Source organism: Pedobacter sp. MC2016-15 (assembly GCF_026239695.1).
GTDB lineage: Bacteria > Bacteroidota > Bacteroidia > Sphingobacteriales > Sphingobacteriaceae > Pedobacter.
Map to the genome: position 1 here is coordinate 146,481 of NZ_JAPIVS010000002.1, position 15,791 is coordinate 162,271.

At 42.9% G+C, this 15,791-nt stretch carries 17 protein-coding genes; 12 read left to right on the plus strand and 5 right to left on the minus strand.

Annotation, left to right across the window (positions count from 1 at the left end):
- Nucleotides 1–43 precede the first annotated feature (43 nt).
- The 5 genes from OQY15_RS05370 (at nt 44) to OQY15_RS05390 (ending at nt 4,191) form a co-directional block, all read left to right on the plus strand.
- Entirely contained in the window at nt 44–385 is a 342-nt protein-coding gene (locus OQY15_RS05370) for a DUF2752 domain-containing protein (protein WP_265788658.1), read from the plus strand.
- A 2-nt stretch (nt 386–387) separates the two neighbouring features.
- Nucleotides 388–750, plus strand: a complete 363-nt coding sequence (locus OQY15_RS05375; RefSeq protein ID WP_265788660.1) for a TM2 domain-containing protein — start codon at nt 388–390, stop codon at nt 748–750.
- 16 nt (nt 751–766) lie between these two features.
- On the plus strand, nt 767–1,864 hold the full coding sequence (locus tag OQY15_RS05380) for a Nif3-like dinuclear metal center hexameric protein (RefSeq protein ID WP_265788662.1): 1,098 nt from the start codon (nt 767–769) through the stop codon (nt 1,862–1,864).
- Nucleotides 1,864–2,607, plus strand: a complete 744-nt coding sequence (locus OQY15_RS05385) for a C4-type zinc ribbon domain-containing protein (RefSeq protein WP_265788664.1) — start codon at nt 1,864–1,866, stop codon at nt 2,605–2,607. The genes OQY15_RS05380 and OQY15_RS05385 overlap by 1 nt, the downstream gene beginning before the upstream one ends.
- Nucleotides 2,608–2,685: 78 nt before the next feature.
- Entirely contained in the window at nt 2,686–4,191 is a 1,506-nt protein-coding gene (locus OQY15_RS05390) for a tetratricopeptide repeat protein (protein WP_265788671.1), read from the plus strand.
- Here the strand turns inward: OQY15_RS05390 and OQY15_RS05395 are convergent, their stop codons facing one another.
- From OQY15_RS05395 to rsfS, 5 genes are all read right to left on the minus strand, one after another.
- Complete coding sequence (locus OQY15_RS05395) at nt 4,192–5,022, minus strand: hypothetical protein (RefSeq protein ID WP_265788673.1); 831 nt, start codon at nt 5,020–5,022, stop codon at nt 4,192–4,194. It abuts the gene before it with no gap.
- Nucleotides 5,023–5,079: 57 nt separating this feature from the next.
- A complete protein-coding gene (locus OQY15_RS05400) occupies nt 5,080–6,159 on the minus strand; it encodes a ketoacyl-ACP synthase III (RefSeq protein ID WP_265788675.1) in 1,080 nt (359 codons plus the stop codon).
- A gap of 68 nt (nt 6,160–6,227) precedes the next feature.
- A complete protein-coding gene (locus OQY15_RS05405; RefSeq protein ID WP_265788678.1) occupies nt 6,228–6,872 on the minus strand; it encodes a lactate utilization protein in 645 nt (214 codons plus the stop codon).
- A gap of 51 nt (nt 6,873–6,923) precedes the next feature.
- Nucleotides 6,924–9,014: an ATP-dependent zinc metalloprotease FtsH gene (gene ftsH, locus OQY15_RS05410; RefSeq protein WP_265788680.1), complete on the minus strand. Its 2,091-nt coding sequence runs from the start codon at nt 9,012–9,014 to the stop codon at nt 6,924–6,926.
- 35 nt (nt 9,015–9,049) lie between these two features.
- Nucleotides 9,050–9,424: a ribosome silencing factor gene (gene rsfS / locus OQY15_RS05415; protein WP_265788682.1), complete on the minus strand. Its 375-nt coding sequence runs from the start codon at nt 9,422–9,424 to the stop codon at nt 9,050–9,052.
- Nucleotides 9,425–9,468: 44 nt separating this feature from the next.
- Here rsfS and OQY15_RS05420 point away from each other — a divergent pair, with 44 nt between their 5' ends.
- The 7 genes from OQY15_RS05420 (at nt 9,469) to trmD (ending at nt 15,625) form a co-directional block, all read left to right on the plus strand.
- Nucleotides 9,469–10,248, plus strand: coding sequence for a biotin--[acetyl-CoA-carboxylase] ligase (locus OQY15_RS05420; RefSeq protein ID WP_265788684.1), 780 nt, complete (start codon nt 9,469–9,471; stop codon nt 10,246–10,248).
- Between the two features lie 26 nt (nt 10,249–10,274).
- On the plus strand, nt 10,275–10,724 hold the full coding sequence (locus OQY15_RS05425) for a protein-disulfide reductase DsbD domain-containing protein (RefSeq protein ID WP_265788686.1): 450 nt from the start codon (nt 10,275–10,277) through the stop codon (nt 10,722–10,724).
- A 214-nt stretch (nt 10,725–10,938) separates the two neighbouring features.
- A complete protein-coding gene (locus OQY15_RS05430; protein ID WP_265788689.1) occupies nt 10,939–12,636 on the plus strand; it encodes a cytochrome c biogenesis protein CcdA in 1,698 nt (565 codons plus the stop codon).
- Between the two features lie 6 nt (nt 12,637–12,642).
- Nucleotides 12,643–13,626, plus strand: a complete 984-nt coding sequence (gene pfkA, locus OQY15_RS05435) for a 6-phosphofructokinase (RefSeq protein WP_265788691.1) — start codon at nt 12,643–12,645, stop codon at nt 13,624–13,626.
- 140 nt (nt 13,627–13,766) lie between these two features.
- Entirely contained in the window at nt 13,767–14,321 is a 555-nt protein-coding gene (locus OQY15_RS05440) for a 30S ribosomal protein S16 (RefSeq protein WP_265788693.1), read from the plus strand.
- Nucleotides 14,322–14,409: 88 nt separating this feature from the next.
- Nucleotides 14,410–14,937, plus strand: a complete 528-nt coding sequence (gene rimM, locus OQY15_RS05445) for a ribosome maturation factor RimM (protein ID WP_265788695.1) — start codon at nt 14,410–14,412, stop codon at nt 14,935–14,937.
- A gap of 10 nt (nt 14,938–14,947) precedes the next feature.
- Nucleotides 14,948–15,625: a tRNA (guanosine(37)-N1)-methyltransferase TrmD gene (gene trmD, locus OQY15_RS05450; protein ID WP_265788697.1), complete on the plus strand. Its 678-nt coding sequence runs from the start codon at nt 14,948–14,950 to the stop codon at nt 15,623–15,625.
- Nucleotides 15,626–15,791: the final 166 nt, after the last annotated feature.

Here is a 15,791-nt window from a genome sequence, read left to right on the forward strand (position 1 = left end):
TGTAAGACTTATGAATTGCTAATCTGTAACAATGCAGCTATTAATGACTCTAAAATTCAAAACAGGGAAGCCAAATTGGTTGATGCGAATTCCTCTGGAGCTGATTTTCTGGATTGCGGCCTTTGTATTTCTGGCCATGGCAAAACCGGCAGCACATCCTGAGGAGATACATTTCACATTTTGTCCGCTGGCAAACCTGGGCCTGGGCTGGTGCCCCGGATGCGGACTTGGAAGGGCGATCACGCTGATTTTCCATGGCAGCATCAGGGAGAGTTTTCACTTTCACTGGCTGGGCATCCCCGCCGTACTGATCATCAGTTTGAGAATGGTCACGCTTTTGCGGTACGAAAGGATTAAGATTTTGAATAATAGAAAGGAGAAATAATTATGTACAATTCACCATTTATGATGCTTCCGGGCATCTCGCCCCAGGAGTTTTCTTATTTACAAACTGCAACAACGGGCTTTAGTGAACAGCAGTTAAACGGGTTTCTTTTGGTATACAGCAGTAAAAGAAGGAGTCCTGATGATATGATCCTTTATTGTGTTCTTGGATTTTTTGTACCTGGTCTGTCCCGTTTTCTGGTGAATCAGATCGGTATGGGTATCCTGTACTTTTTCACCTACGGACTGTGTGCAATTGGTACGATCATCGACCTGGTCAATTATAAAAGCCTGGCGTTTGAATACAACCAGAAGATGGTATTTGAGAGTCTGCAGATGGTAAAAATCGGTACCACCATCCAATAATTTGTATATTTACGGGATGAGACTAGCCACACTGATCAAACATCTGGAAGAATATGCGCCCCTGAGTTACCAGGAGGATTATGACAATTCCGGATTGCTTACAGGTGATGTAAACCAGGAAATCACCGGTGCTTTAGTGGCGCTGGACTGTATAGAGGAGATTGTTGATGAGGCTATTGCGAAAGGCTGTAACCTCATCATTACCCACCATCCCATCGTATTTAAGGGATTAAAGAAGCTGACAGGCAGAACTTACGTAGAGCGTGTAGTGCTGAAGGCCATTAAAAATAACATCGCATTATATGCGATTCATACGAACCTTGACAGCGTTCATAATGGCGTAAACGGGGTGATCTGCAAACGGCTTGGCCTGCAGCAACCGAAAATACTGCAGGCGCGTGGCGGATTGCTGAAAAAACTGGTGACCTTCTGCCCTACTGCACAGGCTCCGCAGCTGAGAGCAGCTCTTTTTGCTGCAGGTGCGGGAAATATCTCGGCTTATAGCGACTGCAGTTTTAATACTGAAGGTACAGGAACTTTTAAAGCTGGAGATGGCACACAACCTTTTGTGGGTGCACAGGGCATACAGCATGAGGAGCCGGAAACGAGGATTGAGACCATATTTTATAAACACCAGGAACGTCAGGTGCTGCTGGCGCTGCTTCAAAACCACCCTTATGAGGAAGTTGCATATGATATTTATGCACTTGAAAATACATCAGCCAATGTTGGTTCAGGTATGGTGGGCTGGCTGGAAGAAGAAATGGAGGCCTCAGAATTTTTGTCGCTGGTAAAATCCAGGATGAACGTAAGCGTGATCAGACATACCCGACAAACCGGCAGGAAGATCAAAAAAGTGGCTGTTTGTGGTGGTTCTGGTAGTTTTCTGCTCAGTCAGGCAATTGCTGCAGGAGCTGACGCTTTTGTCACTGCAGATTTTAAGTACCATGAGTTTTTTGATGCTGATGGAAAACTGATCATTGCCGATATCGGACACTTTGAAAGTGAACAATTTACATCCGATTTGTTGATAGATATTATTCGGGAAAAATTTCCTAACTTTGCGATCCGTTTAACGGAGCATAATACAAACCCCATAAATTATTTCATTTAATGGAACAAACTGTAGAGCAAAAGCTAAAAGCTTTGTACGAATTACAAACCCTTCATACAAAAATTGATAAAATACGTCAGATCCGCGGTGAATTGCCTATGGAAGTGGCTGATTTAGAGGATGAAGTTGCAGGATTGGAAACGCGTATACAAAAATTCAAGGCTGAATTGGATGAAACTGAGGATGCCATTGTAACGCGTAAAAACATGATCAAGGAAGCTCAGAACCTGATCAAAAAGTATGATACGCAATTAAAAGAGGTAAAAAATAATCGTGAATACGATGCTTTAACAAAAGAAGTGGAAATCCAGTCGCTGGAAATTCAGGTTTGTGAAAAGAAAATCAGAGAGCATGGTTTTGAAATTGCTTCAAAAACTGAGATCTATGAAAAAGCATTAGCTGATCTTGAAGCAAGAAAAGGTGATCTTGACATTAAAAAGGGGGAATTGCAAACGATCACTGCTGAAACAGAGAAAGATGAACTTGCTTTAACCAAAAAATCAGAAAAAGCAGAAGCTGGCATCGAAGACAGATTGCTGGTAGCTTACAGAAGATTGAGAGGAAATGCTGTAAACGGACTTGCGGTTGTTACTATCGACCGTGATTCATGTTCAGGATGTTTCAACCAGATCCCACCTCAGCGTCAGCTTGATATCCGTCAGCGTAAAAAAATCATCGTATGTGAACACTGCGGTAGAATTTTAGTTGATGAGGCATTAACACAGGAATCAGTTCCGGCTTAATCAGCTGAAAAAATATAGGAGAAACGGTCAGGTGTAAATCTGGCCGTTTTTTTGTTATGAATAGATTTTTTTACAACTATGCCTACTAAAAGCCACTTTATATTACTGATTAAATCTGCCATTTTTTGCCTCTTCCTTGCTCTTCCAAATACTGTCTTTGCCAATTTTGATTTCAATGCCAACTGCCTCAAGGCCTACCAGCTGATTTTTGAGTTGAAACTGAATGCTGCCCGTCAGCTGATCGCGGCGGAAAAACGAACACATCCAAAAAATGCAATTGTACCGCTGCTGGAAAATTATGCAGATTATTTTCACCTGATTACTTCGGAGAATAAACTTGATTTTGACCGGCTTAAAGAAGAAAAATCGCGGCGTCTGGATATCATTGAGGACCAGGAAAGCAATTCTCCCTATTACCTGTATGCCCAGGCAGAGATCAATCTCCAGTGGGCTCTCCTCAGGAGCCGCTACGGTGAGTTTTTTGCTGCGGCAAGGGAAATCAGGAAGGCCAATTCGCAGTTGCAGGAGAACAGTAAAAAATACCCGGGGTTCCATTTGAATAGTAAAGGCATAGGCCTGATCAATGTTTTTCTTGGCAACCTGCCTGACGGTATTTTAAAAAGCGCTCTTTCTACATTTGGTATTAAAGGGGATGTCCAGAAGGGACTGACGATGCTGGATAACCTGGCGCAAAACCTTCCCCGGTCTACCTATGAGCCTTTCTACGAAGAGGTTATTTTCTATTATTCCTATGTGCTGTCAGACATCGTACACGCTCCTGATGCCTACGCTAAGACCATGAAATATACTGCGAGAATACCGGACAGCAGTTTATTGAAGGTTTATATGCAGGGTTATGTATGTGCCAGAAATGCGCATACGGATGAAGCGATTGCTATCCTGGCATCCCGCCCTTCCGGAGATGCGTATGCAGCATTCCCCTATCTGGAGTTGTTGCTGGGAACGGCAAAACTCAATAAACTGGATTATTCAGCTTCTGCCAGTTTCAAAAAGTTTCTGGCTTTAAATAAAGGCGTGAATTACATTAAAGATGCTAACCTTCACTTGTCATGGGTGGCTTTGTTAAATGGCGACACAGGCACTTACAATGCATATATTGCTAAAGTTAAAGGCATGGGTTATACTTACGGTGAAAAAGATAAGCAGGCCATGAATGAAGCCGCAGCTCCTGCGCCAAATGCCGCGCTTCTGAAAGCGCGGTTATTGTTTGACGGGGGGTATTACAGCAAAGCCCTGGAGAGCTTGTCCGGAAAAGATGCTGCTGATTTCAGGACTGCCAAGGATAAGGCTGAATTCTCCTATCGCGCAGCAAGGATATACGATGCCATGGATAAGGATGACCTTGCTTTGCTCAGCTATCAGAATGCAATCAACTATGGCAAAGGCTTGAAATATTATTATGCAGCCAATTCAGCCTTAAATATGGGCAAAATCTATATCAGAAAGAATAATCCCGCAAGAGCAAAGGCCTGCTTAAATCAGGCCATTGGCATGAAGGATCATGAATATGAGAATAGCATTGAAACCCAGGCAAAGGAGGCCTTGAAAAGGATTAAAAACTAACTATTTCTTTTGTTTATTGGTATCATCCAATGCAGCTTCTGCGGTAGTAAGTGCCCCTACTGCTCCAACGAGTCCTACAATGGCAATTGTTTTTCCAAACCCGGTGGATTTACCAATGGTGAAAACATCACCCGGGTTATTGCTGTACTCATACAGTTGGTTTGGACCTGTATGAGATTTGGTTACGCTGGATACAAAAAAGTCCAGCTCAGAGGTAAATGGACGCGGCTGGTTATCTTTAAGGGTGTATAAGGTGAGGTAGCTTTTGAATTTCAGCGGAGAGTTTTCTTCTGAGAAGCTTGCAGTTTTTGCATTGAATTGTCCCGAACCATCCAGATAGGTTAAGAAAACCTTTTTAAATTCTGCCTTATCAATATCATTCATCCCCACTTTATTCAGAATATTGGTCGTTCTGGTTACTTTGGAATGTGGTGGGATAAAACTCTCCTCGCGCGATACCTTTGCAGTAGCATTCATAACACCGTCAGTAAAAGTATCTCCTCTCCTTGACCATTGCGTGCTGATAGCTGAACTAGTACCATTGATCTGTATTTCATCATCTACATAGCTGTACGCCCTGTTATCTGTAATTACAGCAGATTTGGCCCAGTTGATATAAACGGGCTCATTCAGCTTGTTGAATACTTCAACATTAACGGGGGTGTTTTCTCCGGAAAAACTATAGTTGACAATTACAGAGTCGTTCTCGACAGTAAAAATTCCTGTGGATTCATTCCTTTTGGCCGCTGAGCTGGAAAGAGTGCTCATCTGATAAGAACTGCATGCAGAAAATGTGATGGCGATTGCCACAATCAATAACAGCTTTTTCATAGGTATTCATTTGGTAAACCTAAAATACAAAATCGAAAGCTGATTATCTATAATCTATCAAAATTTATACACAAATGCATTGATATGCATGCCTGCTCCTACTGATGTAAAAATGGCGTATTCTCCTTTTTTGATTTTGTAACCTTCTACCTGTCCCCTGCGAACTAAGTCGAGCAAGGTTGGAATGGTAGCCACCGAGCTGTTTCCCAGCCATGAGATGGTCATAGGAACCAGGTTTTCCGGTACGGTATCCATATCATATAGCTTAAACAACCTTTTCATGATCGCATTATCCATCTTTCCATTTGCCTGATGAATAAATACGGTTTTGATGTCATTTATGCTGATACCAGCTTTGTCGATTGCGCTTTTAACAACCTGGGGAACGTTTACCACTGCAAATTCATACAGTTTACGGCCATTCATTTTGAGGTATAAATTATCGTCAGTTACTGTAGGATTTCCACTCGGTCCCATCACGAGCAGGTTGGAATAATTACCGGCATAAGTATTGGTTTTATGCGCAATGACGCCTGTAGGTTCTGCAGATTCCTGTGCGCGGAAGATCACTGCTCCGGCACCGTCAGAGAAGATCATACTGTCGCGGTCGTGTGGATCGATAATCCTGGAAAGCGTTTCTGCACCGATTACAAGAACGGTTTTCGCATCTCCGCTCTGGATCAGGTAATTTGCCTGAATAGAGCCCTGTACCCAACCCGGACAGCCGAATATAAGGTCATAGGCCACACATTCCGGATTATTGATCTCCAGCTGTTGTTTAACCTTGGCGGCAAGTGCGGGAAGCATATCCATACGGTTGCTCCCTTTTTCGATATCCCCGAAGTTATGGCAGAAAATGATGTGGTCGATAGTTTCTTTATCAATACCGGCATCATCAATAGCACGCTGAGCGGCAATAGCAGCGATATTGCTGTTTAACATATGGTCGTCAATGTATCGGCGTTCCATGATCTCAGTGATCTCAGAAAACTTACTGATGATTTCCGTAATGTTCTTTTCAATGATAGCTCCGTTCTCGTAAAAGATAGAACTTAGGAATGATTCGCCTGAAATAATGTTCTCGGGGATGTAAGATCCTGTTCCTGTGATTACTGAAAAAAGCTGTTTATTATTCATTATACTGTACCGTAGACTGTTTTGGTATTTGGTATAAACCTATGATTAATTTCTTGAATATAAAAATTTTAAGAAAAATCGTCAATCAGGAATACAAACAGTTCTTTCGGGCCATGAGCGCCTAGAACAAGGGTCTTTTCGATGTCTGCGGTCCTGCTGGGGCCGGTTATGGTACTGATCATCGAGGGAATTTGAGTGCCGTATTTATTTTTTATCAGCTTAAATGCATCCTTCAGGTCCATCACTAACTGACCTGTTCTTGCAATTACAATATGGTGATGAGGGAATATGCTGAGTCTTCTGCCGGCCTCATTGTAATTAGAGACCATTATAGAGCCATTGCGGGCAATCAAAGCTTCGCACATGGTAATACCGACCTCGGCCATTTCAAAGTCTTTGTCGGTCTTGTAAAAAGGAAATTCGTAGGTGGAAAGGAGATTCTGCAGGTCAGGCTCCCAGCAATAGATTTTTCTCCATTTGAACTTATCTGCAAGTTCGAGGATATTTTCGATGAAATCTACGCCATTTTCGCAAAAAATAAAATTGCCAGACACAGCAGTGAGCTGTTCGGCAAATAAGATTTCCGGAATCTCGTTGTTTTCTTTATAGATGGGGGTTTCCTCTAAATTCGGATAGGGATTATCTCTTTTTTCCAGCAGAGCTTTCCTTATCTTTTTTAACATCAACTCCTTTGAAGAAATATTCTCTTGCATACAAAATGGATTTGCTGCCACCCTAAGGTGACAGCTCCATAAAATAATTGATTAAGATTCTGCCTGAGCAGGATTGATAGGTGCAGAAGGGTCTGTGGTTTCACCAACACCTTCATGAACAAGCCCTTCGGCTGCAGGCCCCTGGTCGCCGGTACCATTTACAAACTCGTCATAAGTGGTACGGTTATCAAATGGGCGTTTACCCAGTATCTCTTCGAGATCTGCCTGGAACAGGATTTCTTTTTCGAGTAATTTAGCTGCAAGTTTCTCTAATCCTTCTCTCTTATCTACCAGCAACTGCATTGTTCTTTCGTATACATCGCCAATCAGTTTGCGAACTTCGACATCGATTAACTCAGAAGTTTTTTCTGAATATGGTTTGTTGAAGTTATACTCATTTTGAGGATCATGGAAAGATACATTACCTACTGCCGTATTCATACCATAAATGGTAACCATGGCGTAAGATAGTTTAGTAATTCTTTCCAGGTCATTCTGTGCACCTGTAGAGATCTTGCCAAATACAAGGTCTTCTGCCACACGGCCCCCCATTGTCATACACATACCGTCAGTAAGCTGCTCTGTAGTGTACAGGAACTGTTCTTTAGGCAAATATTGTGCATATCCAAGGGCTGCAACACCACGTGGAACGATAGATACTTTTACGAGCGGATCTGCATGTTCCAGGAACCAGCCTGCAATAGCGTGTCCTGCTTCGTGATAAGCAACGATACGTTTTTCTTCAGGAGAGATGATTTTATTTTTCTTTTCTAAACCACCAATTACACGGTCGATCGCATCCTGGAAGTCCTGCATGTCTACAGAGTCTTTATTTCTTCTGGCGGCAATTAAAGCGGCTTCGTTACAAACGTTTGCGATTTCAGCACCTGCAAAACCCGGAGTTTGTGCAGAAAGTTTTTTGGCATCTACCACCTCATCAGTTTTGATTGGTTTTAAGTGCACTTTAAAGATCTGCTCCCTGCCTACCAGGTCTGGTTTATCGATAGAGATCTGTCTGTCGAACCTTCCCGGACGCAATAATGCACTGTCCAGTACATCCGGACGGTTGGTTGCAGCAAGGATAATAATCCCTGAATCTGTTCCGAAACCATCCATTTCTACCAGTAGCTGGTTGAGTGTGTTTTCACGCTCATCGTTACCGCCCATCATGCTGTTTTTTCCGCGTGCACGACCAATGGCATCCACCTCATCAATAAAGATGATACAAGGAGCTTTATCTTTAGCCTGTTTAAATAAGTCGCGGACACGTGAAGCACCCACACCTACAAACATCTCTACGAAGTCGGAACCCGACAGCGAGAAGAATGGTACCTGAGCTTCACCAGCTACAGCTTTTGCCAGTAAGGTTTTACCTGTACCCGGAGAGCCTACCAGCAGGGCGCCTTTGGGGATCTTACCACCTAGGTTGGTATATTTTTTCGGGTTTTTAAGGAAATCCACGATCTCCATTACTTCCTGTTTTGCTTCTTCGAGGCCTGCAACATCATTAAATGTTACGTTAACCTGGCTCTCTTTGTCGAACAACGTAGCTTTAGATTTTCCGATATTGAAAATCTGACCGCCGCCGCCGCCGGCACCACCGCCCATTTTGCGCATGATGAATATCCAGAAACCGATAAACAACAACACAGGAATGATCACCGTAAAGAACCATGAATTGAATGTGCTCTGTCTGGTTTCTTTGACAGCGAGGATCTGGCTTTCTGCAGGAATTGTTTTCTGAGATTCTTTCAGCTGATTATCGAGAGCGTCCATTGAACCGGCAGTAAATGATACTGTAGGTCCGCCAGCAGATCCGAAATTGCTTTTGGTTTCATACTTTTTATATTTCTCCTGGTTGAGTCTGTCCTTTTTAATAAATACATCAGCCCTTACCAGGTCTTCATATTTGTAGGCAACAATTTTCTCTACATCACCCGGTTGCAACATGGTGGTTTCAAATTCCCGGTAGTCAATGGTTTTATTGGTGTCATTTGTAAATAGCACAGAAACCAGTACAAGCCCTAAAATGATAGCAGCATATACCCAGAATATGTTAAAGTTAGAGCCCTTTTGAGGTTTCTTAGGAATATTTGGTATCCGCTTAATCAACTTGGGCTTATTATTTTCTTTCTCTTTCATCGTTTATTCAAAAAATGTATAAGGTTTGTATAGGGTTATGCGCTTTGGTATGTCGTTGTCTGAGCATCTCCCCAAAGGTCTTCAATACCATAAAAATCTCTCTTTTCGGTTCTGAAGATATGAATAACCACGTCAAAATAATCTAATATTATCCACTCGGCGTTTTCGAGCCCTTCTTTTCTCCAGGGAGTGGCCTGAGTGCTTTTGTAAATTTCGTCCTCAACGCTATCAGCAATAGCCTTTACCTGTGTTGAAGAGTCAGCGTTGCAAACTATAAAATAATCTGATACGGAACTGTTGAGGTCTCTTAAATCGAGACGGACAATATCATGTCCTTTTTTTTCCTGCATGCCATGGACGGCTATTTCTGAAAGGTATGTAGAAAGGTTTCCTATTTTCTTTTTTACCATTAAAATGTTTTATTTTTGATAAATAACCACTATAAAATCAACTATTGCAAAATAACACTTTTTCAACATTATTTGTTGGTCAAAATCTTATCAAATTATCAGCGGTTGATTCTACCAATAACTTTTTGAAAAGGATGGTGTCAAATTCCGAGCCATTACCCGAGGGAACTGTTATTATGGCAGAGAATCAATATGCGGGGAGAGGGCAGGCAGAAAGCAGCTGGCTTGCCGAACCAGGCAAAAATCTCACGTTTAGTCTCCTTCTGCAACCGGGCTTTTTACCTCTGGGCTCGCAATTCAGGTTAAACATGGCAGTTAGCGTAGCCATTCAACGGGCGCTGAAAGCTTTAGTCGGCGAAGGTTTAACAATCAAATGGCCGAATGATATTTATTACGGAGATCAAAAGCTCGGCGGGATCCTGATCGAGAATATGGTGTCTGGAGGCAGGATTAAAGCCTGTATTATAGGTATAGGCCTCAATGTGAATCAGGAGGTTTTTGAGGGCGACCTGGGAAGCCGCGCGGGCTCTGTCTACCAAATTTTACATGAACATGTTAATTTAATATGGCTTTTGACTCAAATTTGCAGTCATATAGAAGCAGCGTATTTAAAATTACGGGAGGGAAGGTATCTGACACTGCGAGAAGAATACCTGGAGTGTCTGTACCTGTTTCATACAAATGCGCTGTACAGACAAAATGGCGAGCTGTTTGAAGGCAGGATCGTAGATGTTAGCGATACCGGATTTCTGAGTTTGGAAACCGAAGCGGGTATAAAGACGTATAATTTTAAAGAAATAGAATTTATTAACCAACCGAAATAAATAAGAAAACAACAAAAATGATGACCATGAAAAGAATAACCTTAGTATTTGCAATGTTATTGTTTGCCGCTCTGGGAGCCTCAGCCCAGATCGAAACACCAGTAACATGGTCTTATGCGCAAAAAAAAATCAGTAATACTGAAGCTGTAGTATATATAAAAGCGACCATTCAGGATGGATGGCATATCTATTCGCAGAATGTGAAGCCCGGAGGACCGGTAAAAACTACGATTAAATTTAATCCTTCAAAGGAGTTTACCAAAGTTGGCGGAACAACAGAACCAAAACCGATCTCAAAATTTGAAAAGGTTTTTGATATGAATGTAGGCTACTTTGAGAAGTCGGTTGTATTTCAGCAAAAAATCAAGCTGACAAAGCCAACGGCATCTGTTTCCGGAACGATAGAGTTCATGGTATGTGATGAATCAAGATGTCTTCCGCCGGATGAGATCAAATTTGCTGTGGTTGTAAAATAAGCGATCGGATCAGTATATCACTCAGAAAGAGCCCTGTAAAACTACGGGGCTTTTTTTGTTGGGAGGCGGATGAATATGGATATACAGTAAAATAAACAATACGGCCCGCCCCAAAACTTTTTAAACAAGAAATTATAAGTAATTTCACGGCCTCAAAGCAAGGGGCCGTCAGAATACCACTGCGGACCTGCTGAAATAATAAATAACACTAAAAATGAAGAAGTTAATATTAATGTTTATCCTGGTTTTTGGAGCTTTCCTTCTGCAATCCGGACAAAGTTTTGCTTACAGTCAGCAGCAGGATACCACTGCTGTGGCCGACGATCTTCAATTTACAGAGATCGGATCACCGGCAGACAGTGCGGCAAACGCGGTTGTGAAGGAAGATACGCTGAAGAAAGACACGGTTAAGTCGGCAACAACCGTAGCCGCTACGCAGGATTTGTCCTCGTCCGATCAGGAGAAAACATTATGGCAAACATTTATACAGGGATTGGTAGGAGGTTTTATTGCCTTTCTGATGCCTTGTATCTTTCCTATGGTGCCGCTTACAGTAAGTTATTTTACAAAAAGAGCGGGCAGCAAGGCCAAAGGAATCGGTCAGGCCCTGATCTATGGAGCTTCTATCATTATTATATACGTTGCCTTCGGATTGTTCATTACACTGGTTTTTGGCTCTGCCAAACTCAATGAGCTGAGCAGTAGCGGAACGTTTAACTTTGCCTTTTTTATTCTGCTGGTAGTTTTCGCGGTTTCCTTTTTTGGGGCTTTTGAAATTAACCTTCCGAGCTCTATTGTCAATAAAATTGATCAGAAAGCAGATAACAGCAAGGGCCTGGGTGGAATATTTTTCATGGCGGCATCACTGGCGCTGGTTTCATTCTCTTGTACAGGACCGATTATAGGTACACTGCTTGTGCAGGCGAGCTCTAAAGGGGAGATTCTTGCACCGGCGATCGGTATGCTTGGCTTTGCCCTGGCGCTGGCGCTACCTTTTACGCTTTCGGCAATATTCCCGGGATTTTTAAACAGCATGCCTAAGTCGGGCGGTTGGTTAAACAGCCTGAAGGTATGCCTGGGTTTCCTGGAGCTTGCCCTGGCGCTGAAGTTTCTTTCTGCTGCAGACCTGGTATGGCACTGGGACTGGTTTGACCGCGAGATCTTCCTGGTACTGTGGATTGTGATCTTTGCACTGATGGGAATGTATATCATCGGCAAGCTTAAGTTCTCTCACGACAGTGATCTGCCTTACGTTACCGTTCCGAGGTTGTTCTTTGCGATATTCTCGTTTTCATTTGCAATGTACCTCGTACCGGGCCTTTGGGGAGCACCGGTAAATATCCTGAGCGGGATTGCACCACCCCTGAATACGCAGGATTTTATTCTTGGGGGTTCAGCGGCTGGCAGCACTGAGAGCTCGTCTTCTTTCCCGGCAACGGTAAAGTATAATGATGTGCTGCATCCGCCGCATGGCTTCAATGCCTTTTTTGACCTTGATGAGGGGATGGCCTATGCGAAAAAGGTAAACAAGCCTGTGCTGATAGATTTTACCGGCCATGCCTGTGTAAACTGCCGGAAGATGGAAGATAAAGTTTGGATTGACCCTGAAGTTGGGCATCTGATTAAAGATGAGTTTGTGCTGGTACAATTATATGTGGATGAGCGTTCTGTGAAGATGCCGGCCGACAAAGTGCATTACTCAAAGATTTTACGGAGTACTACTGATGATCTTGGAAGGTGGAACGGAGATTTCCAGGCCACAAAATACAATTCCAACTCCCAGCCATTTTATGTAATGGCAGGACAGGATCTGGTTCCACTGGTTTCACCACAAGGTGCGATCTTTGACGCAAAACTATACGCTGCTTACTTACAAAGCGGACTCGATAAATTTAAAGCATCCAAGAAATAACAAAGAATGAACAAGATTAAAAACATTGCTGTATTAACATCAGGAGGAGACGCTCCGGGAATGAACGCTGCCATCAGGGCGGTAGTAAGGGCCGGAATTTTTTACGATTTGAACGTTTTTGGGGTATACAGAGGTTATGAAGGATTAATCAATGGTGATTTTCTTCCGATGGAGCGGAAATCTGTGGCAAACATCATCCAGCGCGGGGGAACAATTCTGAAAACTGCAAGGAGTGATGAGTTTCGTACTCCGGAAGGACGCAGGAAGGCCTATGAGCAGCTGAAGACGCACCACATTGATGCATTGGTTGTGATTGGTGGTGATGGTACTTTTACAGGAGCAAACCTGTTTTCATCAGAGTTTGATATTCCTGTGATCGGTCTGCCGGGAACGATTGACAACGACCTTGCAGGAACGGATTTCACAATCGGATATGATACGGCAATTAATACTGTAGTTAATGCGATTGATAAAATCAGGGACACTGCTGAGTCGCACGACAGGCTTTTCATTGTAGAGGTAATGGGACGTGATTCAGGACTGATTGCTTTGAGAAGTGGTATTGGCGTGGGTGCTGAAGCGATCATGATTCCTGAAGCCAATATGGGCGTACAGGGGCTGATCAACAGGCTGGAATACGGACGTAAGGATAAAGCTTCGAAGATTATCATTGTTGCCGAAGGTGACGATGCCGGCGGAGCATTCAATGTGGGTGAAGTATTGAAGGATAAGTTCCCTAATTACGATATCAGGGTTTCTGTACTGGGGCATATCCAGCGCGGTGGTAAGCCAAGCTGCATGGACAGGGTACTGGCCAGCAGGTTTGGTGTTTCTGCAGTTGAAGGACTGCTGAATGGTGAATCAGGCAAAATGGTGGGGCAGATCAACAAGGAGATTGTGTATACGCCTTTTGACCATGCTATTAAACATATTGATGCAGAAGAGGTGAGCCCTGTATGGCTGAAATTGGTAGAGATACTTTCACTGTAACAGCACCGTAAGTACTTATTTACAGGATTGTTGAATTTAAAATCTCGGCATCTTGCTAATCATTAGTATTTTACTTACTTTTGCGTCCCCGCAAGCATGTAGCTCCGGGAACTATGTTGAATACATAAACTTATAAAAGAATGGCAACTAAAATCAGATTGCAAAGATTCGGTAAAAAAGGAAAACCTTTTTTCCACGTAGTGGTAGCGGATTCCCGCTCACCAAGAGATGGTAAATTCATTGAGCGTTTAGGTTCATACAACCCAAACACCAATCCTGCTACTATCGAAATCAATTTCGAAAAAACATTAGACTGGGTTAACAAAGGTGCTGAGCCTACTGACACATGTCGCGCAATTCTTTCTTACAAAGGTGTTCTTTACAAAAAACACTTAGAAGGTGGTGTGAAAAAAGGTGCTTTAACTGCTGAACAGGCTGATGCTAAATTTGCAGAATGGTTAAGCGCAAAAGACAGTAAAATCGAAGGTAAAAAAGACGGCCTGACTAAATCTAAAGATGAAGTTAAAAAAGCTGCACTTGCTGCTGAAGCGAAGAAAAACGCTGATCGTGCTGCTGCTCTTGCCATCAAAAATGCACCTGTTGAAGAAGAAGTAGCAGTTGAAGAAGAAGCTCCTGTAGCTGAAGCTGAAACTGAGGCTCCTGCAACAGAAGAAAACACAGAAGAACAAGCATAGTATTTTGTAATTCTTAATCATAGCGAAGTAACCTTCATCAGAATGGTTTCTTCGCTATTTTTATTTTAAAGAATAATTATTCACCGGGATGACGCACGAAGAGGCATTTTATATAGGTTATATTACCAAAACAAAAGGGTTAAAAGGAGAGGTACAGCTGTATTTTGAATATGATGAACCGGGGCTGCTGGACCTGGATGTGGTATTTGCTGATATCAATGGTAAAATGGTTCCGTTCTTTGTGTCGGTATACAAAATGCAGCCGAACAATACCTGCAATATCTATTTTGATGATATTGACCATATTGACAAGGCCCAGCCGCTACTCAGAAAAAAAATCTACCTGCCATTAACCAAGATGCCTGACCGCTCTGATGAGGATTTTCATTACAATGACCTGAAAGGGTTTATTGTGACTGACGAAACTACTGGAGAGCTGGGTGAGATCATTGAAATCAATGAGTATCCGCAACATTTTGTGGCTACGGTTCATTATCAGAATAAAGAGATCATGATCCCTCTCAATGAGGATATGATTATTGAGATTGATGAGGATGAAGGGACGCTGCTGGTGGACCTCCCTGACGGATTGCTGGATATATACCTGTCTAACTAATTTTAAGCTTATGCGTTTCGATATCATCACTGTACTGCCCGACCTGCTGCAAAGTCCTTTTGCGCATTCTATTCTGCAAAGGGCCCAGACCAAAGGAATTGCGGAGATCGTGGTTCATAGCCTCCGGGATTATTCTACCAACAAACAGCGTAGCGTGGATGATTATCCGTACGGTGGAGGCAGTGGAATGGTGATGTCTATAGAACCTTTCGCGAGGTGTATTGAAGCGCTACAGGAGCAGAGAACCTATGATGAGATCATCTTTATGAGTCCTGACGGGGTTACGCTGAACCAGTCGATGGCAAATGAGTTGTCAGGACTTAAAAATGTGATCATCCTGTGCGGTCACTATAAGGGGATAGATCAGCGGATCAGGGATATCTATGTGACGCGGGAAATATCTATCGGAGATTATGTGTTATCGGGGGGAGAGCTGCCTGCTGCGGTACTGGTGGATGCGATTGTAAGGTTGATCCCGGGCGTATTAAATGACGAGACGTCGGCCCTGTCTGACAGTTTTCAGGGTGGTTTGCTGGATGCGCCAATTTATACACGTCCGGCCGACTGGAAGGGGCATCTCGTTCCGGAAATTCTTTTAAGCGGGCACGAATCCAGGATCAATAACTGGCGCCATGAAATGGCTCTGGCGCGTACTCAGAGGCTCCGTCCGGATTTGCTGGAAGATTAAACGCTATAATTCTTTTTCTATTATCTTTATCAGGCAACTTTTTGGTTACCCCGTACTGGGTTTATTTCTGTCTGAAGTAATTTCTTTTCCTTTATTTTATTTTTACATGTAATTATTTATATATTTACGAAACTGTTTCCTGAGTGTGATTTCAGGGCACTGATGT

Excerpts from the sequence above, each read along its gene's own strand:
- OQY15_RS05370 (WP_265788658.1), top strand. The coding sequence starts at position 44 with ATGACTCTAAAATTCAAAACAGGGAAGCCAAATTGGTTGATGCGAATT.
- OQY15_RS05375 (WP_265788660.1), top strand. The coding sequence starts at position 388 with ATGTACAATTCACCATTTATGATGCTTCCGGGCATCTCGCCCCAGGAG.
- OQY15_RS05380 (WP_265788662.1), top strand. The coding sequence starts at position 767 with ATGAGACTAGCCACACTGATCAAACATCTGGAAGAATATGCGCCCCTG.
- OQY15_RS05385 (WP_265788664.1), top strand. The coding sequence starts at position 1,864 with ATGGAACAAACTGTAGAGCAAAAGCTAAAAGCTTTGTACGAATTACAA.
- OQY15_RS05390 (WP_265788671.1), top strand. The coding sequence starts at position 2,686 with ATGCCTACTAAAAGCCACTTTATATTACTGATTAAATCTGCCATTTTT.
- OQY15_RS05395 (WP_265788673.1), bottom strand. The coding sequence starts at position 5,022 with ATGAAAAAGCTGTTATTGATTGTGGCAATCGCCATCACATTTTCTGCA.
- OQY15_RS05400 (WP_265788675.1), bottom strand. The coding sequence starts at position 6,159 with ATGAATAATAAACAGCTTTTTTCAGTAATCACAGGAACAGGATCTTAC.
- OQY15_RS05405 (WP_265788678.1), bottom strand. The coding sequence starts at position 6,872 with ATGCAAGAGAATATTTCTTCAAAGGAGTTGATGTTAAAAAAGATAAGG.
- ftsH (WP_265788680.1), bottom strand. The coding sequence starts at position 9,014 with ATGAAAGAGAAAGAAAATAATAAGCCCAAGTTGATTAAGCGGATACCA.
- rsfS (WP_265788682.1), bottom strand. The coding sequence starts at position 9,424 with ATGGTAAAAAAGAAAATAGGAAACCTTTCTACATACCTTTCAGAAATA.
- OQY15_RS05425 (WP_265788686.1), top strand. The coding sequence starts at position 10,275 with ATGAAAAGAATAACCTTAGTATTTGCAATGTTATTGTTTGCCGCTCTG.
- OQY15_RS05430 (WP_265788689.1), top strand. The coding sequence starts at position 10,939 with ATGAAGAAGTTAATATTAATGTTTATCCTGGTTTTTGGAGCTTTCCTT.
- pfkA (WP_265788691.1), top strand. The coding sequence starts at position 12,643 with ATGAACAAGATTAAAAACATTGCTGTATTAACATCAGGAGGAGACGCT.
- OQY15_RS05440 (WP_265788693.1), top strand. The coding sequence starts at position 13,767 with ATGGCAACTAAAATCAGATTGCAAAGATTCGGTAAAAAAGGAAAACCT.
- rimM (WP_265788695.1), top strand. The coding sequence starts at position 14,410 with ATGACGCACGAAGAGGCATTTTATATAGGTTATATTACCAAAACAAAA.
- trmD (WP_265788697.1), top strand. The coding sequence starts at position 14,948 with ATGCGTTTCGATATCATCACTGTACTGCCCGACCTGCTGCAAAGTCCT.